Genomic DNA, 18,283 nt, shown 5'->3' with positions numbered 1-18,283 from the left:
AGTGTTTCCCCGGCGCGGCGAGTCGCCGCCGATTCGCCGCTCGACCCGCCGCGCCGACGCCGCCGACGTGCCGTGATGCGCTGACCAAATAGACTCGGCCGGGTGAGTTCGCAAGCGTGGATCCTGATCGCCGCGATCGCCGCCGTTGTGCTGGTGGCGCTCGTCGCGGGTTTCGTCCTGTACAAGCGGCGCCAGATCTCCTTGGCGCCGCCGGAGCCGGACAAGGAGCTGACGGACCGGTCCGGCGGATACACCGCCTCCGGTGGTTTCAGTTTCAGTCAGGGTGGGTCGGCGGCCACGGTGCCGCGCCCCGATCCGGTCGTCGAGCGCACCGATGACGAGGGCCAGCCGCATGTCGGCGACGACGCCGCCGTCCCGCGCGACGCCCCGCGCCGCGGCATCACCGACGTGCCGCTGCCCGAAGCCGACGTGCAGGGCGCCGAGCCCCTGGTCGTCCCCGACGACCTGAGCTCCCTCGACACCACCGAGACCGCGCCGACCGATACCGCGCCCACCGACACCGCGCCGACCGACACCGCTCCGGAACCGGCGCCGACCGACACGGCTCCGGCCGACACCGCCCCGACAGAGCCCGCCCCCGCCGACACCGCTCCGGCCGAGACCGCGCCCACCGAGGCCGACGCGGTCGCCACCGAGATCGAGCACATCGATCCCACCACCGGCCGCCTCGAGCGCCTGCGCGGCCGCCTGTCCCGCTCCCAGAACGCCGTCGGCAAGAGCCTGCTCGGCCTGCTCGGCGGCGGTGACCTCGACGAGGACTCGTGGGAGGAGATCGAGGACACCCTCGTCCTCGCCGACATCGGCACCGCCAGCACCGCCAAGATCGTCGGACGCCTGCGCGAGGAGATGGCCTCGCGCAGCGTCCGCACCCCGGAGCAGGCCCGCACCACCCTGCGTGACGTGCTGATCGAGGCGCTGCGCCCCGAACTGGATCGCTCGATCCACGCCCTGCCGCACGCCGATCACCCGGCGATCCTGCTGGTCGTCGGCGTGAACGGCACCGGCAAGACCACCACCACCGGCAAGCTGGCCCGCGTGCTCGTCGCCGACGGGCGCCGGGTGCTGCTCGGCGCGGCCGACACCTTCCGCGCCGCGGCCGCCGATCAGCTGCAGACCTGGGGTGAGCGCGTCGGCGCCGAGACCGTGCGCGGCAAGGAGGCCGCCGATCCGGCCGCCGTCGCCTTCGACGCCGTCACCGCGGGTATCGATCGCGGCGTCGACGCCGTCCTCATCGACACCGCGGGCCGGCTGCACACCAAGACCGGCCTGATGGACGAGCTGGGCAAGGTCAAGCGCGTCGTGGAGAAGAAGGCCGAGGTCGACGAGGTCCTGCTGGTCCTGGACTCCACCGTCGGCCAGAACGGCCTGATGCAGGCCAGGGTGTTCGCCGACGTCGTCGACATCACCGGCGTGGTGTTGACGAAGCTGGACGGCACGGCCAAGGGCGGCATCGTCTTCCAGGTGCAGCACGAACTCGGCGTGCCGGTGAAGCTGGTCGGCCTCGGCGAGGGCGCCGACGACCTCGCGCCGTTCGAGCCTGGCGCGTTCGTCGACGCGCTGCTCGGCGGCACGCAACAGTAGAACCGCCTACGGTGCCCGTCCGATCCCCGCGATCGGGCGGGCACCGCTTGTTTTCCCGGCGAAAGCCCACGTCGGCGCGCACATCCGCACCGACCTCACGGTGAGCACATACCTGCTGGTCTACCGCCTGAAACGTGGAAGCAACACAACAGCGCCATCCGTTCACGCAGGTGAAACACCACAGCTCAACGGATGAAACACCGAGTGGCGACCCTTCTGTACAGGTCCTTTTGCCGGAATCGGCGGGGCCCGAGATGAGGAGGAACACAAGGTGGCATTTCCCGTAATCGGCGCGCCCGACGCCGGTGACACCGCATGGATGCTGACGGCGTCAGCACTCGTGCTGTTGATGACGCCGGGCCTGGCCTTCTTCTACGGCGGTATGGTCCGTGGCAAGAATGTGCTGAACATGATCATGATGAGCATCTCCGCGATGGGTCTGGTGACCATCCTGTGGTGTCTCTACGGCTTCTCGGTGACCTTCGGCGACGACAAGAGCAATCTGCTCGGTGACCCGCTGCAGTACTTCGGCCTGAAGGGCGTCTTCGGTGGCCAGTACCTGGCCACCACCGATCCGGAAGCCCCCGCGGGCATCCCGCTGGCGGGCACCATCCCGCTGTCGGTGTTCGTGGCCTTCCAGCTCATGTTCGCGATCATCACCGTCGCACTCATCTCGGGCGCGGTCGCCGACCGCCTGAAGTTCGGTTCGTGGCTCCTGTTTGCCGGAATCTGGGCCACCGTCGTCTACTTCCCCGTCGCGCACTGGGTCTTCGCCTTCGACGGCATCACCGCCGAGAGCGGCGGCTGGATCGCCAACAACCTCAAGGCGATCGACTTCGCCGGTGGTACCGCGGTGCACATCAACGCCGGCGCGGCCGGTCTGGTCCTGTGCCTGATCCTCGGCAAGCGCAAGGGCTGGCCCAAGACTCCGTTCCGTCCGCACAACCTGCCGTTCGTCATGCTCGGCGCCGGTCTGCTGTGGTTCGGCTGGTACGGCTTCAACGCCGGTTCGGCGGTCGGCTCCAACGGCATCGCCGGTGCCACCTTCCTCACCACCACCATCGCCACCGCGGCCGCGATGCTCGCCTGGCTGCTGGTGGAGAAGGTCCGTGACGGTCACCCGACCTCCCTGGGCGCGGCCTCGGGCATCGTCGCCGGCCTGGTCGCGATCACCCCGGCCTGTTCCTCGGTGAACGTCGTCGGCGCGCTGGTCATCGGTGTGGTCTCGGGTGCGCTGTGCGCCCTGGCCGTCGGCCTGAAGTTCCGCTTCGGCTTCGACGACTCGCTCGACGTGGTCGGCGTCCACCTCGTCGGTGGTCTGGTCGGCACCCTGCTGGTCGGCCTGGTCGCGACCGCCGAAGCTCCGGCGGCCGTCGACGGTCTGTTCTACGGTGGTGGGGTCGAGCAGTTGAAGCTGCAGGCCGTCGGTGCCTTCACCGTTCTCGCCTACTCGCTGATCGCGACGGCCGTCATCGCGTACGCGATCAAGTTCACCCTCGGCCTGCGCGCGAGCGAAGAGGGCGAGTCGGCGGGCCTGGACGAGTCCGAGCACGCGGAAACCGCATACGATTTCACTGCTGTGGGTGGCACGGCACGCTCGCTCGTCAAGGAGGCATGACGAACATGAAACTGGTTACGGCAATCGTCAAACCGTTCACGCTCGAAGATGTGAAGACCGGGCTGGAACAGGCCGGTGTGCTCGGCATGACCGTCAGCGAGGTCCAGGGCTACGGCCGCCAGAAGGGCCACACCGAGGTCTACCGCGGCGCGGAGTACTCGGTGGACTTCGTCCCGAAGGTACGCGTCGAGGTCGTCGTCGACGACGCGTCGGTCGAGAAGGTCGTCGAGGTGATCGTGGAGGCCTCGCGCACCGGCAAGATCGGTGACGGCAAGGTGTGGGTGACCCCGGTGGACACCATCATCCGCGTCCGCACCGGCGAACGCGGAAGCGACGCACTGTAATTCGGGAGCGCCATCCGGCGACAACGATCGAGCGGCGGCCCCGCTCCCACCGGAAACGACCGGTCGGGGCGGGGCCGCCCGCATGAATGGCGGTGGGACTGTGGCACAACAGAACGGCGGTATTCAGCACAACGGGGCGGCCGACCTGGTCAAGGCCAGGGCGCAGCTGCTCGAGGGGGCGGGCACCCGCAATCCGCGGCTCGATCCGGAATCCCTGCGCTCGGCCCTGGTCGATCTGTTCGAACTGTGGCTCACGAGCAAGGGCAACGAACTGGGCATCACCGCCGACAGCGGCCTCGCCGTCGTCGCGGTGGGTGGCCTCGGCCGGCGCGAGATGCTGCCGTACTCCGACCTGGACCTGGTGCTGTTGCACGACGACGTCGACCCGGCGGTGGTCTCGGAGGTCGCCGACCAGCTCTGGTACCCGCTCTGGGACGCCCACATCAAGCTCGACCACAGCGTGCGCACCGTGCCGCAGGCGCTGCGGGTCGCCGCCGACGACCTGATCGCGGGGCTCGGCCTGCTCGAGGCCAGGCACATCGTCGGTGACGAGGACCTGTCCAACCTGCTCATCGGCGGCGTGCGCCGGGAATGGCGGACCGGCATCCGGTCCCGTTTCGACGAACTCATCGCCCAGACCAAGGCCCGCTGGCAGCGCAGCGGCGAGATAGCCCACCGCGCCGAACCCGACCTGAAGAACGGGCGCGGCGGCCTGCGCGACATCCAGCTGCTCGACGCGCTCGCCATCGCCCAGCTCACCGACGCCATGCCGGGCCTGGGTCCCGAGGTCCCCGGCGGGGGACTGAAGCAGGCCCATCGCAGACTGCTGGACGTGCGGACCGAACTGCACCGCGTCGCCGGGCGCGCCCGCGACCAGCTGCGCGCCCAGGACGCCGACGAGATCGGCGCCGCGCTGCGCATCGGCGACCGCTTCGATCTGGCCCGCACGCTGAGCGATTCGGCCCGCACGGTGAGCTACTCCACCGATGTCGGCCTGCGGACCGCGGCCAACGCGCTGCCGCGCCGCGGCCTGGCCAGGCTGCGCCGCATGCCGGTGCGCCGACCACTCGATGAGGGGGTGGTCGAGCACGCCGGCGAGGTGGTGCTGGCCAGGGACGCCCGTCCGCAGCGCGACCCCGGCCTGATCCCGCGCGTCGCGGCGGCCTCGGCGCAGACCGGCCTGCCGATGTCGGCGACCACGCTCAACCGGCTCTCCGAGGACGCCCCCGAACTGCGCGAGCCGTGGCCCAAGGACGCGCTCAACGACCTGCTCGTGCTGCTCGGCGCGGGCCGGGGCAGCATCGACGCCGTCGAGGCGCTGGACCGTACGGGTCTGTGGGGCAGGCTCTTCCCCGAGTGGGGCGCGGTCCGTGACCTGCCGCCGCGCGACGCGCTGCACACCTGGACCGTGGACCGGCACCTGATGGAGACGGTGGCCTACGCGAGCGGCCTGAGCACCCGGGTCGCCCGCCCCGACCTGCTCATCCTCGGCGCGCTGCTGCACGACATCGGCAAGGGCAGGGCGGGCGACCACAGCGTCGTCGGCGCGGAACTGGCCACCCACATCGGGCGCAGGCTCGGCCTGTGGCCCTCGGACGTGCGCACGCTCAGCGCGATCGTGCGCCACCACCTGCTGCTGCCCGACACCGCGACCCGGCGCGACCTCGCCGATCCGGAGACCGTCCGCTTCGTCGCCGACGCCCTCGACGGCGACGTCGGCCTGCTCGAGCTGCTGCACGCGCTGGCCGAGGCCGATTCGATGGCGACCGGGCCCGGCGTGTGGGGTGAATGGAAGGCCGCGCTGATCGGCGATCTCGTGCGGCGCTGCAAGCTCGTCATGGCGGGCGAGCCTCTGCCGCAGCCGGAACCGATCGACCCGGCCCTGCTGGACAAGGCCCGCGCGGGCGGCGTGCACGTCACCCTGACGCCGGGCGAGAGCAAGCACACCTACGTCGTCACCGTCATCGCGCCCGACGAACCCGGCCTGCTCTCCGACGCGGCGGGCGTGCTGGCCCTGCACGCGCTGCGGGTGCTCTCGGCCGACCTCGGCGGGGCGGGGGACTCGGCGGTCAACACCTTCGTCGTGACACCGAAGTTCGGCGATCCGCCCGACGCGGGCCTGCTGCGCCAGGAACTGATCCGGGCGACCTCGGGTGCGCTCGACCTGTCCTCGACACTGGCCAAACGCGAAGGTGAGGCGGTAGGCGCCGGTCCCGGACCCTACGCGCAGGCCGCCCCGCGCTTGATCTGGTTCGACACGAGCGTGCCGGGCCAGGTGATCCTGGAACTGCGCGCCGAGGACCGGGTGGGCCTGCTCAGCAGGCTGGCCGGGGTCTTCGCCACGGCGGGCGCGAATGTGCGGTGGGCCAAGGTGGTGACGATGGGTTCGGCCGTGGTCGACGCCTTCTGCCTCGATCTCGGCGACGCCGACAGTCCTCAGCTACGCGCCCGCATCGAGAAGGCCGTCCTGGATGTGGTGCCCCGACCGGCGCCAACGCCGCCACCGGCGGAGAACGCAGCCGACTGAGCGGTAGGACACATTTTCACCACCGATTGCTATCAGGTTGCCCCGCAATGAGTCCGCGTTGCCCGATAAGTCGCGGATGGACCTATAGCATTCGAAAGGTCTGGCTGTCACCCGTCCAGAGGGGAGCAGATCCGTGGCTATCGAAGTCGTGTCCGCATCGATGATGACCAGCGACGCCACCGCGCACATCGCGCGGTGCGTCGGCGGTGACCTGTGGGTTGTTTCGTGGCTACCGGGACGCACCCTCACCGGGGCGCAGGCACTGGCGGCGATGACCATCGCCTCCACGACCTCCCACCACGAGGACAGCCCCGACGCCGAATGGCAGCGCATCGAGACACTCGCCCGCGAACTCGGCCTCACCGGCAGGGAAGCGGTGTATCTGGTGAACATCGAGAATCACGAGTTGCGCCGCAGCATGCCACCGCACGTGCGCCACCGGGAATAACACCCATTACCCTGGGAGGGCAATAGAGGTCCCTTTCAGATCAGGAGCGCGATCGGTGTTCGAATCCCTGTCCGACCGGCTTACCGGTGCACTGCAGGATCTGCGCGGTAAGGGGCGGCTGTCACCGGCCGACATCGACGCCACCGCGCGCGAGATCCGCCTCGCTCTCCTCGAAGCCGATGTCGCGCTGCCCGTGGTGCGCGGCTTCATCACCAACGTCAAGGAACGCGCCAAGGGCGCCGAGGTCTCCGCGGCGCTGAACCCGGCGCAGCAGGTCGTCAAGATCGTCAACGAGGAGCTCGTCGGCATCCTCGGCGGCGAGACCCGCAGGCTCAACCTCGCCAAGAACCCGCCGACGGTCATCATGCTGGCCGGTCTGCAGGGCGCCGGTAAGACCACCCTGGCCGGCAAGCTCGCCAAATGGCTGAAGGGCCAGGGGCATCAGCCGCTGCTGGTCGCGTGTGACCTCCAGCGCCCCGGCGCGGTCACCCAGCTGCAGGTCGTCGGTGAGCGCGCGGGCGTGCCCGTGTTCGCTCCGCATCCCGGCACCTCCGTCGGCGGCGGCGAGAATCCGCTCGGTATCACCGCGGCCGACCCCGTCGGCGTGGCCAGGGCCGGTGTCGAAGAGGCCAAGTCCAAGCAGTACGACGTCGTGATCGTCGACACCGCGGGCCGCCTCGGTATCGACGCCGAGCTCATGCGCCAGGCCGCGGGCATCCGCGACGCCGTGCAGCCCGACGAGACGCTGTTCGTCCTCGACGCGATGATCGGTCAGGACGCGGTCAGCACCGCCGAGGCCTTCCGCGACGGCGTCGGCTTCACCGGTGTCGTGCTCACCAAGCTCGACGGCGACGCCCGCGGTGGCGCGGCGCTGTCGGTGCGCAATGTGACCGGCGCGCCGATCATGTTCGCCTCCACCGGTGAGAAGCTCGAGGACTTCGACGTCTTCCACCCCGACCGGATGGCCTCGCGCATCCTCGGCATGGGCGACGTGCTCACCCTCATCGAGCAGGCCGAGCAGGTCTACGACGCCGAGCAGGCCGAGGCGACCGCCCGCAAGATCGGCAGCGGCGAGCTCACCCTCGAGGACTTCCTCGATCAGATGCTGGCGATCCGCAAGATGGGTCCGATCGGCAATCTGCTCGGCATGCTGCCCGGCGCCGGTCAGATGAAGGACGCCCTCGCCGCGGTCGACGACAAGCAGCTCGACCGGGTGCAGGCCATCATCCGCGGCATGACCCCCGCCGAGCGCGACAACCCGAAGATCATCAACGCCTCCCGCCGCCTGCGCATCGCCAACGGTTCGGGCGTGCAGGTCTCCGAGGTGAACCAGCTCGTCGACCGCTTCTTCGAGGCCAAGAAGATGATGGCCATGATGGGCAGGCAGATGGGTCTGCCCGGCGCGCGGCGCGGCAACAACAAGAAGGGCAAGAAGGGCAAGAAGGGTGGCCGCGGGCCGACCCCGCCCAAGAACCGCGGTGGTTTCCCCGGCATGCCCGCCGGGATGCCGGGCCTGCCTCCGGGCATGGACCTGTCGAAGATGCCGCCCGGACTGGACCAGATGCCGCCCGGCCTCGAGGGCATCGACCTCTCCCAGCTGAAGTTCCCGAAGAACTGATAGACAGACAACGCCCGCGACCGAATTCCGGTCGCGGGCGTTGGCGTGTTCCGGCTCAGATCACGCCGGGGATCAACGCCTTTCGGTTCGCCGGGTAGTCGGCGAACTTCTCGCGGTACCAGCGATGGGTCGCGAACGCGCGGGGCACCAGGTTGCCCGCGGTGATCAGGAAGATCGCCACGCCGGCCAGCGACCAGGTGAGCAGCGCGAACCCGGCCCACGCGATCAGCTCGCCGAGATAGGCCGGGCTGCTGACGAAGCGGAAGCCCCCGCCGTGCGGAACGCGGTACTCGGCGGCGCCGGGGTCGTCCTTGTCGCGCAGGTTCCGCACGATCGATTCCGACCGCACCAGCAGCGCGAACCCGCCCAGATACACCACCAGCCCGATCAGGAACCGCGGGTCGGTGAGCCACGCGGTGCTGTACTGGTTCTTGTAGTCGTTGCTGAAGAAGGCGCCGTTGAGGTACCCGTGCAGGGCCGTCACGAACACGCCCGCCCCGACGACCGACACGTTGAAGGTGCTCTTCTTGCCCGGCACCTGCCGAATCGAGAGCGGGAAGAACCAGCCGCGATTGCCGTAGTGCAGCACCCAGATCGCGGCCAACACCAGCGGAACGGGCTCGAAGCGGTCGGGGCCGCTCAGGTAGAAGACCGCGAACACGACGGTCGCGGGCAACTCCATCAGCCACCAGCCCAGCTTGGGATTGAGATTGAAGCCCACCGCGTTCGAGGCGAAGCGGCCGTACGGGCTCTGCGCGAACAACCCACCCACGATGACGAACGCGGCGAAGGCGAAGGCGATGGCCAGCACCGTGTCGTAGGTCGTGTTCCCGGTGTACCAGTCCATCGAGATCCTCTGTCCAACAGGCGCCTGCCACGATCGGCGACGCAAAACTAGAACACGTTCTATCATGGATGGCGCAGGGGGCGAGCGATAATGGAGGACGCACATGCCGGTCGACCGGACCGCTGAAGACCTGCTGGCGGCGGTGCTGGCATCCCCGCGTGCCGTGGCGGCGCACGACAAGGCCGCCTGGGTCGGTCTGTTCGCCGACCAGGCCGCCGTGCACGACCCCTACGGTTCCCGCGAGCACATCGGCCCCGAGGCCATCTCGCGTTTCTATAACGTGTTCATCGCGCCCAACGACATCGCCTTCCGGGTCGAGCGCGACATCGTCGCCGGGCACACGGTCGTGCGCGACCTGCACATCGAGACGACCATGTCGACGGGCGCCACCGTCTCGGTGCCCATGCACCTGCGCTACGACCTGGTGGCGACCGACGGCGGCTGGCGGATCGCGCGGCTCGCCGCGCACTGGGAACTCGGCGTGATGATCGGACGGCTGGTGCGCACCGGCCCCTCGGGGATGCTCGCGGGCGCGAAGCTCGGGCCACAGCTGATCGGTGAGCTCGGCGTCGGCGGCGCGCTGGGCATGATGCGCGCGCTGCGCGGCATCGGCGGCCGGGGCAAGCGGGCGGTCGCGGCGCTGTTCGCGGCGGCCGCGTCCGGTGACGTCGACGGCGTGCGGGCGCTGCTCGACGAGCGCACCGTGCTCGAGCTTCCCGCCGGGAACCCGCTCTCAATCGCGGACTTCGCCGACCGGGCGCGCGGGATGACGTGGGACAAACTGATCGCCGCGGGCCGCACGGTGAGCGCGAGCGTGCGCATCGGCTCCGCGCGGGGCATCGCTTTCGTCGACTTCGCGGCGGACAGCCCACGCATCACGGCCGTGCGGGTCTTTCTCGACAGCAGCCCGAGCGCCGAGTAGCGGCCGCTCCGCGCGGTCGCGAAAGCTGTGTGTTGCCGATCTCGAGCGCGTCCGGTGCGGAGCGTGGAGTCCACTGGTCGCGCGGCTCGCATCGGCGGTGAGGCCTGCGGCGGGAGACCCGCATCGGGTGGTGACGCGATCGGATGGCGCCCGTGTGCGTACGCGGATCGGGCGCGGTAGGTTCGGATCCAGGCCGACGTCTGGAGGTTCGTGTGCATCTGCGTGGTGTGGTTCTCCCCGGTGATTCCGAACGTGACCTCTGGGTCGTCGACGGCGCCGTGACCTTCGAGCCGGTGCCCGGAGCCGAAACGCTGTGCCGCACAGGGTGGATCGTCCCGGGTCTGGTCGACGCGCACTGCCACGTCGGCATCCGCTACGGCGGCGGGGACGAGACCCACGACGGCGCGATCGAGCAGGCCGAGACCGAACGCGACGCGGGCGCGCTGCTGCTGCGCGACGCGGGCTCGCCGATCGACACCCGCTTCATCGACGAGCACGCCGAACTCCCGCGCATCATCCGCGCGGGCCGCCACATCGCCCGCCCGAAGCGCTACATCCGCGAACTCGGCATCGAACTCGACGACGAGCGCGACCTGCCCGAGATCGTGGCCGAGCAGGCCCGCTTCGGCGACGGCTGGGTCAAGATCGTCGGCGACTGGATCGACCGGTCGGTCGGCGATCTGCGCCCGCTGTGGAGCGACGACATCCTGAAGCAGGCGATCGACGCCGCCCACGCCAACGGCGCCCGCGTCACCGCGCACGTCTTCGGCGAGGACGCCCTGCCGGGCCTGATCAACGCGGGCATCGACTGCCTCGAACACGGCACCGGCCTCACCGACGACACCATCGAACTCATGGTCGCCCACGGCACCGCGCTGGTCCCGACCCTGATCAACATCGACACCTTCCCCGGCATCGCCGACAGCGCCACCAAGTTCCCGGTCTACGCCGCCCACATGCGCGACCTGCACCGCCGCGTCCGAGACACCGTCGGCAAGGCCCACGAGGCCGGTGTGCCGATCTACGCGGGCACCGACGCCGGCGGCTCCATCCGCCACGGCCGCATCGCCGACGAGATCGCCGCCCTCTCCGGCGCAGGCCTCTCGCCCCACGACGCCCTCGGCGCCGCCTCCTGGAACGCCCGCACCTGGCTGGGCCGCGAGAGCATCGAAGAGGGCGCTCCCGCCGACTTCGTCGTCTACGCGGAAGACCCGCGCGCCCGCCCCGCCGCTCTCACCGACCCTCAATGGGTGGTCCTGCGCGGCCTGGTCGTCAAAACCCCCAACCCGGTCACCGGCCACCGCTGAGCGCGCGGGTCGCACCGGGCTTCGGGCGCGGGTCCAGCACCGCGAACCCGGCGGGCGATTTCGGGTGGACGGTGCCGGTCTGGCACAATGGTCAACCGTCCTTCCTGGACAGTGTCAGCCCGTCTCCGGTTACGTACCGCGCGGCGGTCACGCACTCCATGCGCGAAACCGGACCCGCAGACCATGTGGGTCGCCGAATCGCGTGGTGACCAAAACTATCGAAAGAGGCAGATCAGCATGGCTGTTCGCATCAAACTCACCCGCCTGGGCAAGATCCGCAACCCGCAGTACCGCGTCGTCGTCGCGGACGCCCGCACCCGTCGTGACGGCCGGGCCATCGAGTCCATCGGCAAGTACCACCCGAAGGAAGAGCCGTCGCTGATCGAGATCGATGCCGATCGCGTCGCGTACTGGCTGTCCGTCGGCGCGCAGCCGACCGAGTCGGTGCAGCGCCTGCTGGAGATCACCGGCGACTGGCAGAAGTTCAAGGGCCTGCCGGGCACCGAGGGCACCCTCAAGGTGAAGGCCGCCAAGCCGTCCAAGCTGGACCTGTTCAACGCCGCGCTGGCCGCCGCCGACAACGAGCCCGTCGCCGAGGCCGTCACCCCCAAGAAGAAGGCCGCCAAGAAGGACGAGGAAGCCGCTGAGGCTCCCGCCGCCGAGGCTGCCGAGTAATGACTGCCGTTGTTGCCGATGCCGTCGAACATCTGGTTCGCGGCATCGTCGCCAACCCCGATGACGTCCGCGTCGAGCTGATCACAGGCCGCCGCGGACGCACGGTCGAGGTGCACGTCCACCCTGAGGACCTGGGCAAGGTGATCGGACGCGGTGGCCGCACCGCGACCGCGCTGCGCACCCTGGTCGCCGGTATCGGCGGCCGCGGTATCCGGGTCGACGTGGTCGACACCGACGCCTAGATGGAACTCGTCGTAGGTCGGGTCGCCAAGTCGCACGGTGTGCGCGGCGAACTCGTCGTGGAAGTGCGCACCGACGAGCCGGAACTCCGGTTCGCGCCGGGCGCCACCCTGCACGGCAGGATGCCGAAAGCGAAAGCGACCCGCGACTACACCGTGAAGTCGGCCCGAGAGCACTCGGGCCGGCTTCTGGTGTTCGTCGAGGGCGTCGACGATCGCACCGCCGCCGACGCGCTGCGCGGGATGCTGTTCGTCGTCGACAGTGAGTCGCTGCCGCCGTCGGACGACGACTCCTATTACGACCACGAACTCGAGGGCCTCGAGGTCCGGCTCACCGACGGCGCCGTGGTCGGCGAGGTCACCGAGGTGCTGCATTCGGCCGCGGGCGAACTGCTGTCGGTGCGCGCCGCCGACGACGGCCGCGAGATCCTCATTCCCTTTGTCACCGCCATCGTGCCGACCGTGTCGATCGCCGCCGGACTGGTGGTCATCGATCCGCCCGAGGGCCTGCTCGATCCGGAGTAATTCGTGCAACTCGACGTCGTCACGATCTTTCCGGAGTACCTGGAGCCGCTGCGCACCGCGCTGCTCGGCAAGGCCGTCGACAAGGGCCTGATCTCGATCGGTGTGCACGATCTGCGTCGCTGGACCCACGACGTGCACAAGTCCGTCGACGATTCGCCCTACGGCGGCGGCCCCGGCATGGTCATGAAGCCGACCGTCTGGGGCGACGCGCTCGACGAGGTGTGCCCCGACGACGCCCTGCTCGTCGTCCCCACGCCTGCGGGGGTTCCGTTCACCCAGGCCACCGCCCAGCGCTGGTCCACCGAGCGGCATCTCGTGTTCGCGTGCGGCCGCTACGAGGGCATCGACCAGCGCGTCTTCGACGACGCCGCCCGCCGCGTCCGGGTGGAGGAGGTGAGCATCGGCGACTACGTGCTCATCGGCGGCGAGGCCGCGGTGCTGGTGATGACCGAGGCCGTGGTGCGGCTGATCCCCGGTGTCCTCGGCAATCAGCAATCCCACCAGGAGGATTCGTTCTCCGACGGCCTGCTAGAGGGCCCGAGCTACACGCGTCCGGTCTCCTGGCGCGGTCTGGACGTGCCGCCGGTCCTGCTCTCCGGTGACCACGCCAAGGTGGCCGCCTGGCGGCACGAGCAGGCGCTGGAACGCACACGCGCGCGGCGGCCCGATCTGTTGCCGGAGTAGCGGTCGTCAGGTCGTGGCGGACCTGGTGGTGATGCAGAACGGGTGACCGGCCGGGTCGAGCAGCACCCGCCAGCGCGGATCCTGTTGCACCGGAGCGGGTTTGGCCCCGATCGCGAGGGCGTGCTGTTCGCACAGGGCCAGGTCGGCATCGGCGGCGAGTTCCAGCTGCACGGCGGCGCTGCCCGGCCACTGCGGCGGGTAGTAGTTCTCGACGCGTTGCGCGGCCAGGGTGAGCCCGGACGGAATGCGGATGCCCACGCTGTGCGCGTCGTTCCACAACACGCGGCCGCCGAGCAAACCCAGATAGAAGCGGGCGAGGGTCTCGGGGTCGTCACAGTCGAGCGAGACACCGGCCAGGTGGAAAGGCTCCGTCATCGGACCGACGGTACCGGTCCGAACGGGCATCGAGATTGTTTTGTCGCAAAGACAATTGGGTATTCACCTGGGTTGTTCGCTGTGTAGGAGTCCACGATGGGGATTGCTCATTCCATCCGGAACGGGTTCGGCGATCGCTGTGCACCACCTGTCGGCGATCAGGTCGTCGATGCGCGCAGTTCAGACCTTGTGTCCCTTGCGAATTCGCGGCGAGGCGGCATGGTCGCGGTGCGGATGCCGTCGGCGAACCCGGGCATACGGGACATCACGGCGACGGCCGATCCGCGCGGCCCTGTCGCCGGAGCGCTCGATCGGCGCGTGACGGATCCCACATCAGGGCAGCAGCCGGTGCCGCCGGGCGAGCGCGACCGCTTCGTGTCTGGTGCGCGCGTCGAGCTTGCTCATCGCCTGCCGCAGATAGCTCTTGACCGTTTCGGGCCCGAGTGAGAGCCGCAGCGCCGCTTCCTGATTCGTACAGCCCAGTGCGATCTGAGCGAGCACGTCGAGTTCGCGGCGCGACAACCGCGGCACCGCCTCGCTGGACTCGCCGACGAGCACGCCGGTGAGCCGGTCGCAGAGACCGGCGAGCCGATCGCGCAGCGCCGCGTCGCCCGCGTCGGCGGCCAGGGCGCGCAGGTCCGCGTGGATCCCGCGCAGCTCCTCGGTGACCTCCGGGGTCGCCGACGGCGCCGGTGCGGTGAGCTCGAGCAGCCGCACCCGCCGATCCACCTCGTCGCGGATCGCGATCTCGGCCGCGAGCCGCCTGCCCGCCTGCACGATCACCTCGGTCGTCCGATCACCCAGCGGGCTCGTGCCGCGGGTCGCCGCGTAGAGCACGGCGCGCGGCCGGTCGGCCACCACGACCGGCACAGCGACCACCGAGCGCAGGCCCTCGCCGACGACCGGCCCGTCGTAGTGGTGGGTGATCGAGGAGGCGCCGCGATAGTCGGCCACCGCCGCGGGCCGGTGATGCTCCATGACCTGGCCGCCCAGCCCGGAGGTGCGCAGCACCGTGAGCCCGCGCAGCCCGGTGGTGACGGTGCCGACGAACTCCGTGAGCAGCAACGCGTCGTCGTGGACGGGCCCGCCGAAGACCACCGGGACATTCGCCCGGCGCGCCACCCAGCGGATCTCGGCGCGCAGCGCATCGCCGTCGCGGGGACGCAGCAGGGAAGTGGCCGACATGGTCACCCCTTTTCGGGGGTAGTAGCGAACGTGAGGTGTGCCACATTCTAAGGGAGACCTGGCGGCCCGGCCCAGGGTGTTGAGGAGAACTGCGATGACTACCGACCTGGACGCGCGCGTACGCGACCTGCTCACCCGCTACGACGCACCGGAGGCCTGCGCGGCCCAGCTGCTGTGTGATCGGCATCCGGCCGAGGGGATCGCCTTCACCGTCGTCGAGTCGGACCTGAGCGCGCACGACCTGACCTACGGCGAACTGCGCGAGCGGTCGGCGCGCTTCGCAGCCGCCCTCGCCGAACTCGGCGTCGGCCCCGGCGATCGGGTGGCCACGCTGATGGCCAAGTCCGCCGACCTGGTGGTGGCGCTGCTGGGGATCTGGCGGCGCGGGGCGGTCCACGTGCCGCTGTTCACCGCGTTCGCCCCGCCCGCCATCGGCTTCCGGCTCGCCGCGAGCCGTGCCGCGGTCGTGATCGCCGACGCCGACCAGGCCCCGAAGCTCGCGAGCGAGGACATCCCGGCCGACCCGCGGCGCCGGACGATCGTCGTCGGTGGGGACGCGGTGCCCGGCACGCTCTCGTTCGCGGATCTGCTCGCCGCGCACGAGCCCGACGACCCGCGCGCCGAACCGGTGGCGGTCGGCGGTGACGGCCTGCTCGTCCAGCTGTTCACCAGCGGCACCACCGGCACGCCGAAGGGCGTGCCGATCCCGGTGCGCGCGCTCGCCTCGTTCCACGCCTACCAGGAGTTCGCCCTGGACGTGCGCCCGGAAGACGTCTACTGGAACGCCGCCGACCCGGGCTGGGCCTACGGCCTCTACTACGCGATCCTGGCGCCGCTGGCCTCGGGCGGGCGCAGCCTGCTGCTGCACGCCGGGTTCTCCGCGCCGCTCACCCTGGAGGTGCTGCGCCGCTTCGGCGTCACCAACTTCGCGGCGGCGCCGACGGTGTACCGGGCGCTGCGGGCGGGCGCCGCGCCCGAGGGGATCACGCTGCGGCGGGCGTCCTCGGCGGGCGAACCGCTCACCCCCGACGTGGTGGCCTGGTCGGCGCAGTCGCTGGGCGTCGCCGTGCGCGACCACTACGGCCAGACCGAGCACGGCATGGTCATCTGCCACGCCTGGCATCCGGAGCTGGACCGGCCTGCCCCGCTCGGGTCGATGGGCGCCGAGCTGCCCGGCTGGCGCTGCGCGGTCCTGTCCGACGACGCCGATGTCGAGGCGGCGCCGGGCGAGATCGGCCGCGTCGCCATCGACACCCACCACAGCCCGCTGCTATGGTTCCTCGGCTACCTCGACGCCCCCGAGCGCACGGCCGACCGCTTCACCGCCGACGGTCGCTGGTACCTGACCGGCGACGTGGGCTCCCGGGACGCCGACGGCTTCTTCCGCTTCAGCTCCCGCGACGACGACGTGATCATCATGGCCGGCTACCGGATCGGCCCCTTCGAGGTCGAGAGCGTGCTCGTGCTGCACGACGAGGTCGTGGAGGCGGCCGTGGTCGGCATGCCCGACGAACTGCGCGGCGAGGTGCTCGAGGCGTTCGTGGTGACCCGTGACGGCGTCGGGGGGAGCCCTGAGCTGGCGGCGCAGCTGCAACAGCTGGTCAAAGACAAGTTCGCGGCCCACGCCTACCCGCGAACCGTGCACTTCGTGGCGAGTCTGCCCAAGACTCCCAGTGGAAAAGTGCAGCGATTCCTGCTGCGCGGCAAGGAGAACCGCTGATGTCCGAACTGAGCTACACCCATGGACTCGCCGATGTCGCGCTGCTCGGCGACACCATCGGCGCCAATCTGGATCGCACGGTCGCGGCGTTCCCCGGCAACGACGCGCTGGTGGACCGTCCCACCGGCCGCCGCTGGACCTACCGCGAGCTGGGCACGGCGGTCGACGCCGTCGCGACCGGGCTGGCCGCGCGCGGCATCGTCGCGGGTGACCGGGTCGGGATCTGGGCGCCGAACTGCGCGGAGTGGTTCCTGGTGCAGTACGCGACGGCCAAGCTCGGGGCGATCCTGGTCAACATCAATCCGGCCTACCGGACCAGCGAACTCGAGTACGTCCTCGGGCAGTCGGGCGTGCGCATGCTGGTCGCCGCGCCCGAGTTCAAGACGTCGAACTACGTGGCCATGATCGAGCAGGTGCGGCCGACCTGCGCGGCGCTGGAACAGGTGCTGATCCTGGGCACCGACGAGTGGCGGGAGGTGGCCGACACCGCGCCCGACACCGACCGGCTCGCCGCGATCGCGGCGACCCTGTCCGCCGACGACCCCATCAATATCCAATACACCTCGGGGACAACCGGTTTCCCGAAGGGCGCGACGCTGAGTCACCACAACATCCTCAACAACGGCTTCTTCGTCGGCGAACTCTGCGGGTACACCGAGGCCGACCGGATCTGTGTGCCGGTGCCGTACTACCACTGTTTCGGCATGGTCATGGGTAATCTCGCGGCGACCTCGCACGGCGCGGCCGTCGTGATCCCGGCCCCGTCCTTCGACCCGGCCGCCACCCTGGCCGCCGTCGCCGCCGAACGCTGCACCTCGCTCTACGGTGTGCCGACCATGTTCATCGCCATGCTCGCCGAACTCGACGCCGGGGCGACCCCGGACCTGTCGAGCCTGCGCACCGGCATCATGGCGGGCTCGCCGTGCCCGGTCGAGGTGATGAAGCGGGTGATCGATCGGATGGGCATGGCCGAGGTCTCCATCTGCTACGGCATGACCGAGACCTCCCCGGTGTCCACCCAGACCCGCCGCGACGACAGCATCGACCGACGCACCGCCACCGTCGGCCGGGTCGGGCCGCACCTCGAGGTCAAGGTCGTCGACCCTGGCACCGGCCGCACGCTGCCGCGCGGCGAGGCGGGGGAGCTGTGCACCCGCGGCTATTCGGTGATGCTCGGCTACTGGGACCAGCCCGACAAGACCGCCGAGGCCATCGATGCCGCCCGCTGGATGCACACCGGCGACATCGGCGTGATGGACGACGACGGCTACCTCTCGGTCACCGGCCGGATCAAGGACATGGTGATCCGCGGCGGCGAGAACATCTACCCGCGCGAGATCGAGGAGTTCCTCTACACCCATCCCGACATCGTCGACGCCCAGGTGATCGGCGTCCCCGACCCGAAATACGGTGAGGAACTGATGGTCTGGCTGCGTCTGCGCGAGGGCGCCACCCCGCTCGACGCCGGCGCGATCCGCGATTTCTGCACCGGCCGCCTGGCCCACTACAAGATCCCTCGCTACGTCCACGTCGTCGACGAGTTCCCGATGACGGTCACCGGAAAGGTCCGCAAGGCCGAAATGCGCGAACTCGCCAGGGAGCTCCTGAGCTGACCTGGGAGTCCACCGGGTGTCGGGGGAGAGCTGT

General features: G+C 70.1%; 17 protein-coding genes. 14 read left to right on the top strand and 3 right to left on the bottom strand.

Annotated elements, in window-relative coordinates:
- Positions 1-102 precede the first annotated feature (102 nt).
- The 6 genes from ftsY to ffh all read left to right on the top strand — a co-directional run bounded on the left by ftsY (position 103) and on the right by ffh (position 8,157).
- Positions 103-1,602 (top strand): signal recognition particle-docking protein FtsY, encoded by a 1,500-nt coding sequence (gene ftsY, locus DFR69_RS03500; protein ID WP_110035890.1) that lies wholly within the window; start codon positions 103-105, stop codon positions 1,600-1,602.
- 271 nt (positions 1,603-1,873) lie between these two features.
- Complete coding sequence (locus DFR69_RS03495) at positions 1,874-3,220, top strand: ammonium transporter (protein WP_167456136.1); 1,347 nt, start codon at positions 1,874-1,876, stop codon at positions 3,218-3,220.
- Positions 3,221-3,225: 5 nt separating this feature from the next.
- Positions 3,226-3,564 carry a P-II family nitrogen regulator gene (locus DFR69_RS03490; protein ID WP_110036141.1) on the top strand — a complete coding sequence of 113 codons (339 nt, stop codon included), beginning with the start codon at positions 3,226-3,228 and terminating at the stop codon, positions 3,562-3,564.
- An 82-nt stretch (positions 3,565-3,646) separates the two neighbouring features.
- Positions 3,647-6,091, top strand: a complete 2,445-nt coding sequence (locus DFR69_RS03485; protein ID WP_110035889.1) for a [protein-PII] uridylyltransferase — start codon at positions 3,647-3,649, stop codon at positions 6,089-6,091.
- Positions 6,092-6,224: 133 nt separating this feature from the next.
- On the top strand, positions 6,225-6,539 hold the full coding sequence (locus DFR69_RS03480; RefSeq protein WP_232999920.1) for a hypothetical protein: 315 nt from the start codon (positions 6,225-6,227) through the stop codon (positions 6,537-6,539).
- 55 nt (positions 6,540-6,594) lie between these two features.
- A complete protein-coding gene (gene ffh / locus DFR69_RS03475) occupies positions 6,595-8,157 on the top strand; it encodes a signal recognition particle protein (RefSeq protein ID WP_110035887.1) in 1,563 nt (520 codons plus the stop codon).
- Positions 8,158-8,212: 55 nt separating this feature from the next.
- On the opposite strand, the gene DFR69_RS03470 is transcribed toward ffh, so the two are convergent.
- Positions 8,213-9,004, bottom strand: a complete 792-nt coding sequence (locus DFR69_RS03470) for a phosphatidylethanolamine N-methyltransferase family domain-containing protein (protein ID WP_110035886.1) — start codon at positions 9,002-9,004, stop codon at positions 8,213-8,215.
- A 103-nt stretch (positions 9,005-9,107) separates the two neighbouring features.
- On the opposite strand from DFR69_RS03470, the gene DFR69_RS03465 reads away from it, so the two are divergent.
- The 6 genes from DFR69_RS03465 to trmD all read left to right on the top strand — a co-directional run bounded on the left by DFR69_RS03465 (position 9,108) and on the right by trmD (position 13,356).
- Positions 9,108-9,926: a nuclear transport factor 2 family protein gene (locus tag DFR69_RS03465; RefSeq protein WP_110035885.1), complete on the top strand. Its 819-nt coding sequence runs from the start codon at positions 9,108-9,110 to the stop codon at positions 9,924-9,926.
- Between the two features lie 212 nt (positions 9,927-10,138).
- The gene (locus DFR69_RS03460) at positions 10,139-11,233 is read left to right on the top strand and encodes a metal-dependent hydrolase family protein (protein ID WP_244198054.1); all 1,095 of its coding nucleotides are present in this window, start codon (positions 10,139-10,141) and stop codon (positions 11,231-11,233) included.
- Positions 11,234-11,470: 237 nt separating this feature from the next.
- Positions 11,471-11,908: a 30S ribosomal protein S16 gene (gene rpsP, locus DFR69_RS03455; RefSeq protein WP_110035883.1), complete on the top strand. Its 438-nt coding sequence runs from the start codon at positions 11,471-11,473 to the stop codon at positions 11,906-11,908.
- Positions 11,908-12,150, top strand: coding sequence for an RNA-binding protein (locus DFR69_RS03450; protein ID WP_019048210.1), 243 nt, complete (start codon positions 11,908-11,910; stop codon positions 12,148-12,150). Before rpsP ends, DFR69_RS03450 begins: the two co-directional genes overlap by 1 nt.
- Positions 12,151-12,672: a ribosome maturation factor RimM gene (gene rimM / locus DFR69_RS03445; protein ID WP_110035882.1), complete on the top strand. Its 522-nt coding sequence runs from the start codon at positions 12,151-12,153 to the stop codon at positions 12,670-12,672.
- Positions 12,673-12,675: 3 nt separating this feature from the next.
- Complete coding sequence (trmD, locus tag DFR69_RS03440; protein ID WP_110035881.1) at positions 12,676-13,356, top strand: tRNA (guanosine(37)-N1)-methyltransferase TrmD; 681 nt, start codon at positions 12,676-12,678, stop codon at positions 13,354-13,356.
- Between the two features lie 6 nt (positions 13,357-13,362).
- Here the strand turns inward: trmD and DFR69_RS03435 are convergent, their stop codons facing one another.
- Positions 13,363-13,731 (bottom strand): VOC family protein, encoded by a 369-nt coding sequence (locus DFR69_RS03435; RefSeq protein WP_110035880.1) that lies wholly within the window; start codon positions 13,729-13,731, stop codon positions 13,363-13,365.
- A 333-nt stretch (positions 13,732-14,064) separates the two neighbouring features.
- The gene (locus DFR69_RS03430) at positions 14,065-14,916 is read right to left on the bottom strand and encodes a helix-turn-helix transcriptional regulator (RefSeq protein WP_110036140.1); all 852 of its coding nucleotides are present in this window, start codon (positions 14,914-14,916) and stop codon (positions 14,065-14,067) included.
- A gap of 94 nt (positions 14,917-15,010) precedes the next feature.
- Here DFR69_RS03430 and DFR69_RS03425 point away from each other — a divergent pair, with 94 nt between their 5' ends.
- Entirely contained in the window at positions 15,011-16,636 is a 1,626-nt protein-coding gene (locus DFR69_RS03425; protein WP_110035879.1) for an AMP-binding protein, read from the top strand.
- Complete coding sequence (locus DFR69_RS03420) at positions 16,636-18,249, top strand: AMP-binding protein (RefSeq protein WP_110035878.1); 1,614 nt, start codon at positions 16,636-16,638, stop codon at positions 18,247-18,249. The genes DFR69_RS03425 and DFR69_RS03420 overlap by 1 nt, the downstream gene beginning before the upstream one ends.
- Positions 18,250-18,283: the final 34 nt, after the last annotated feature.

Origin of the sequence: Nocardia neocaledoniensis (assembly GCF_003182135.1) — a bacterium.
Taxonomy (GTDB): Bacteria; Actinomycetota; Actinomycetes; order Mycobacteriales; family Mycobacteriaceae; genus Nocardia; species Nocardia neocaledoniensis.
This window is presented reverse-complemented; position numbering and strand designations above follow the sequence as displayed.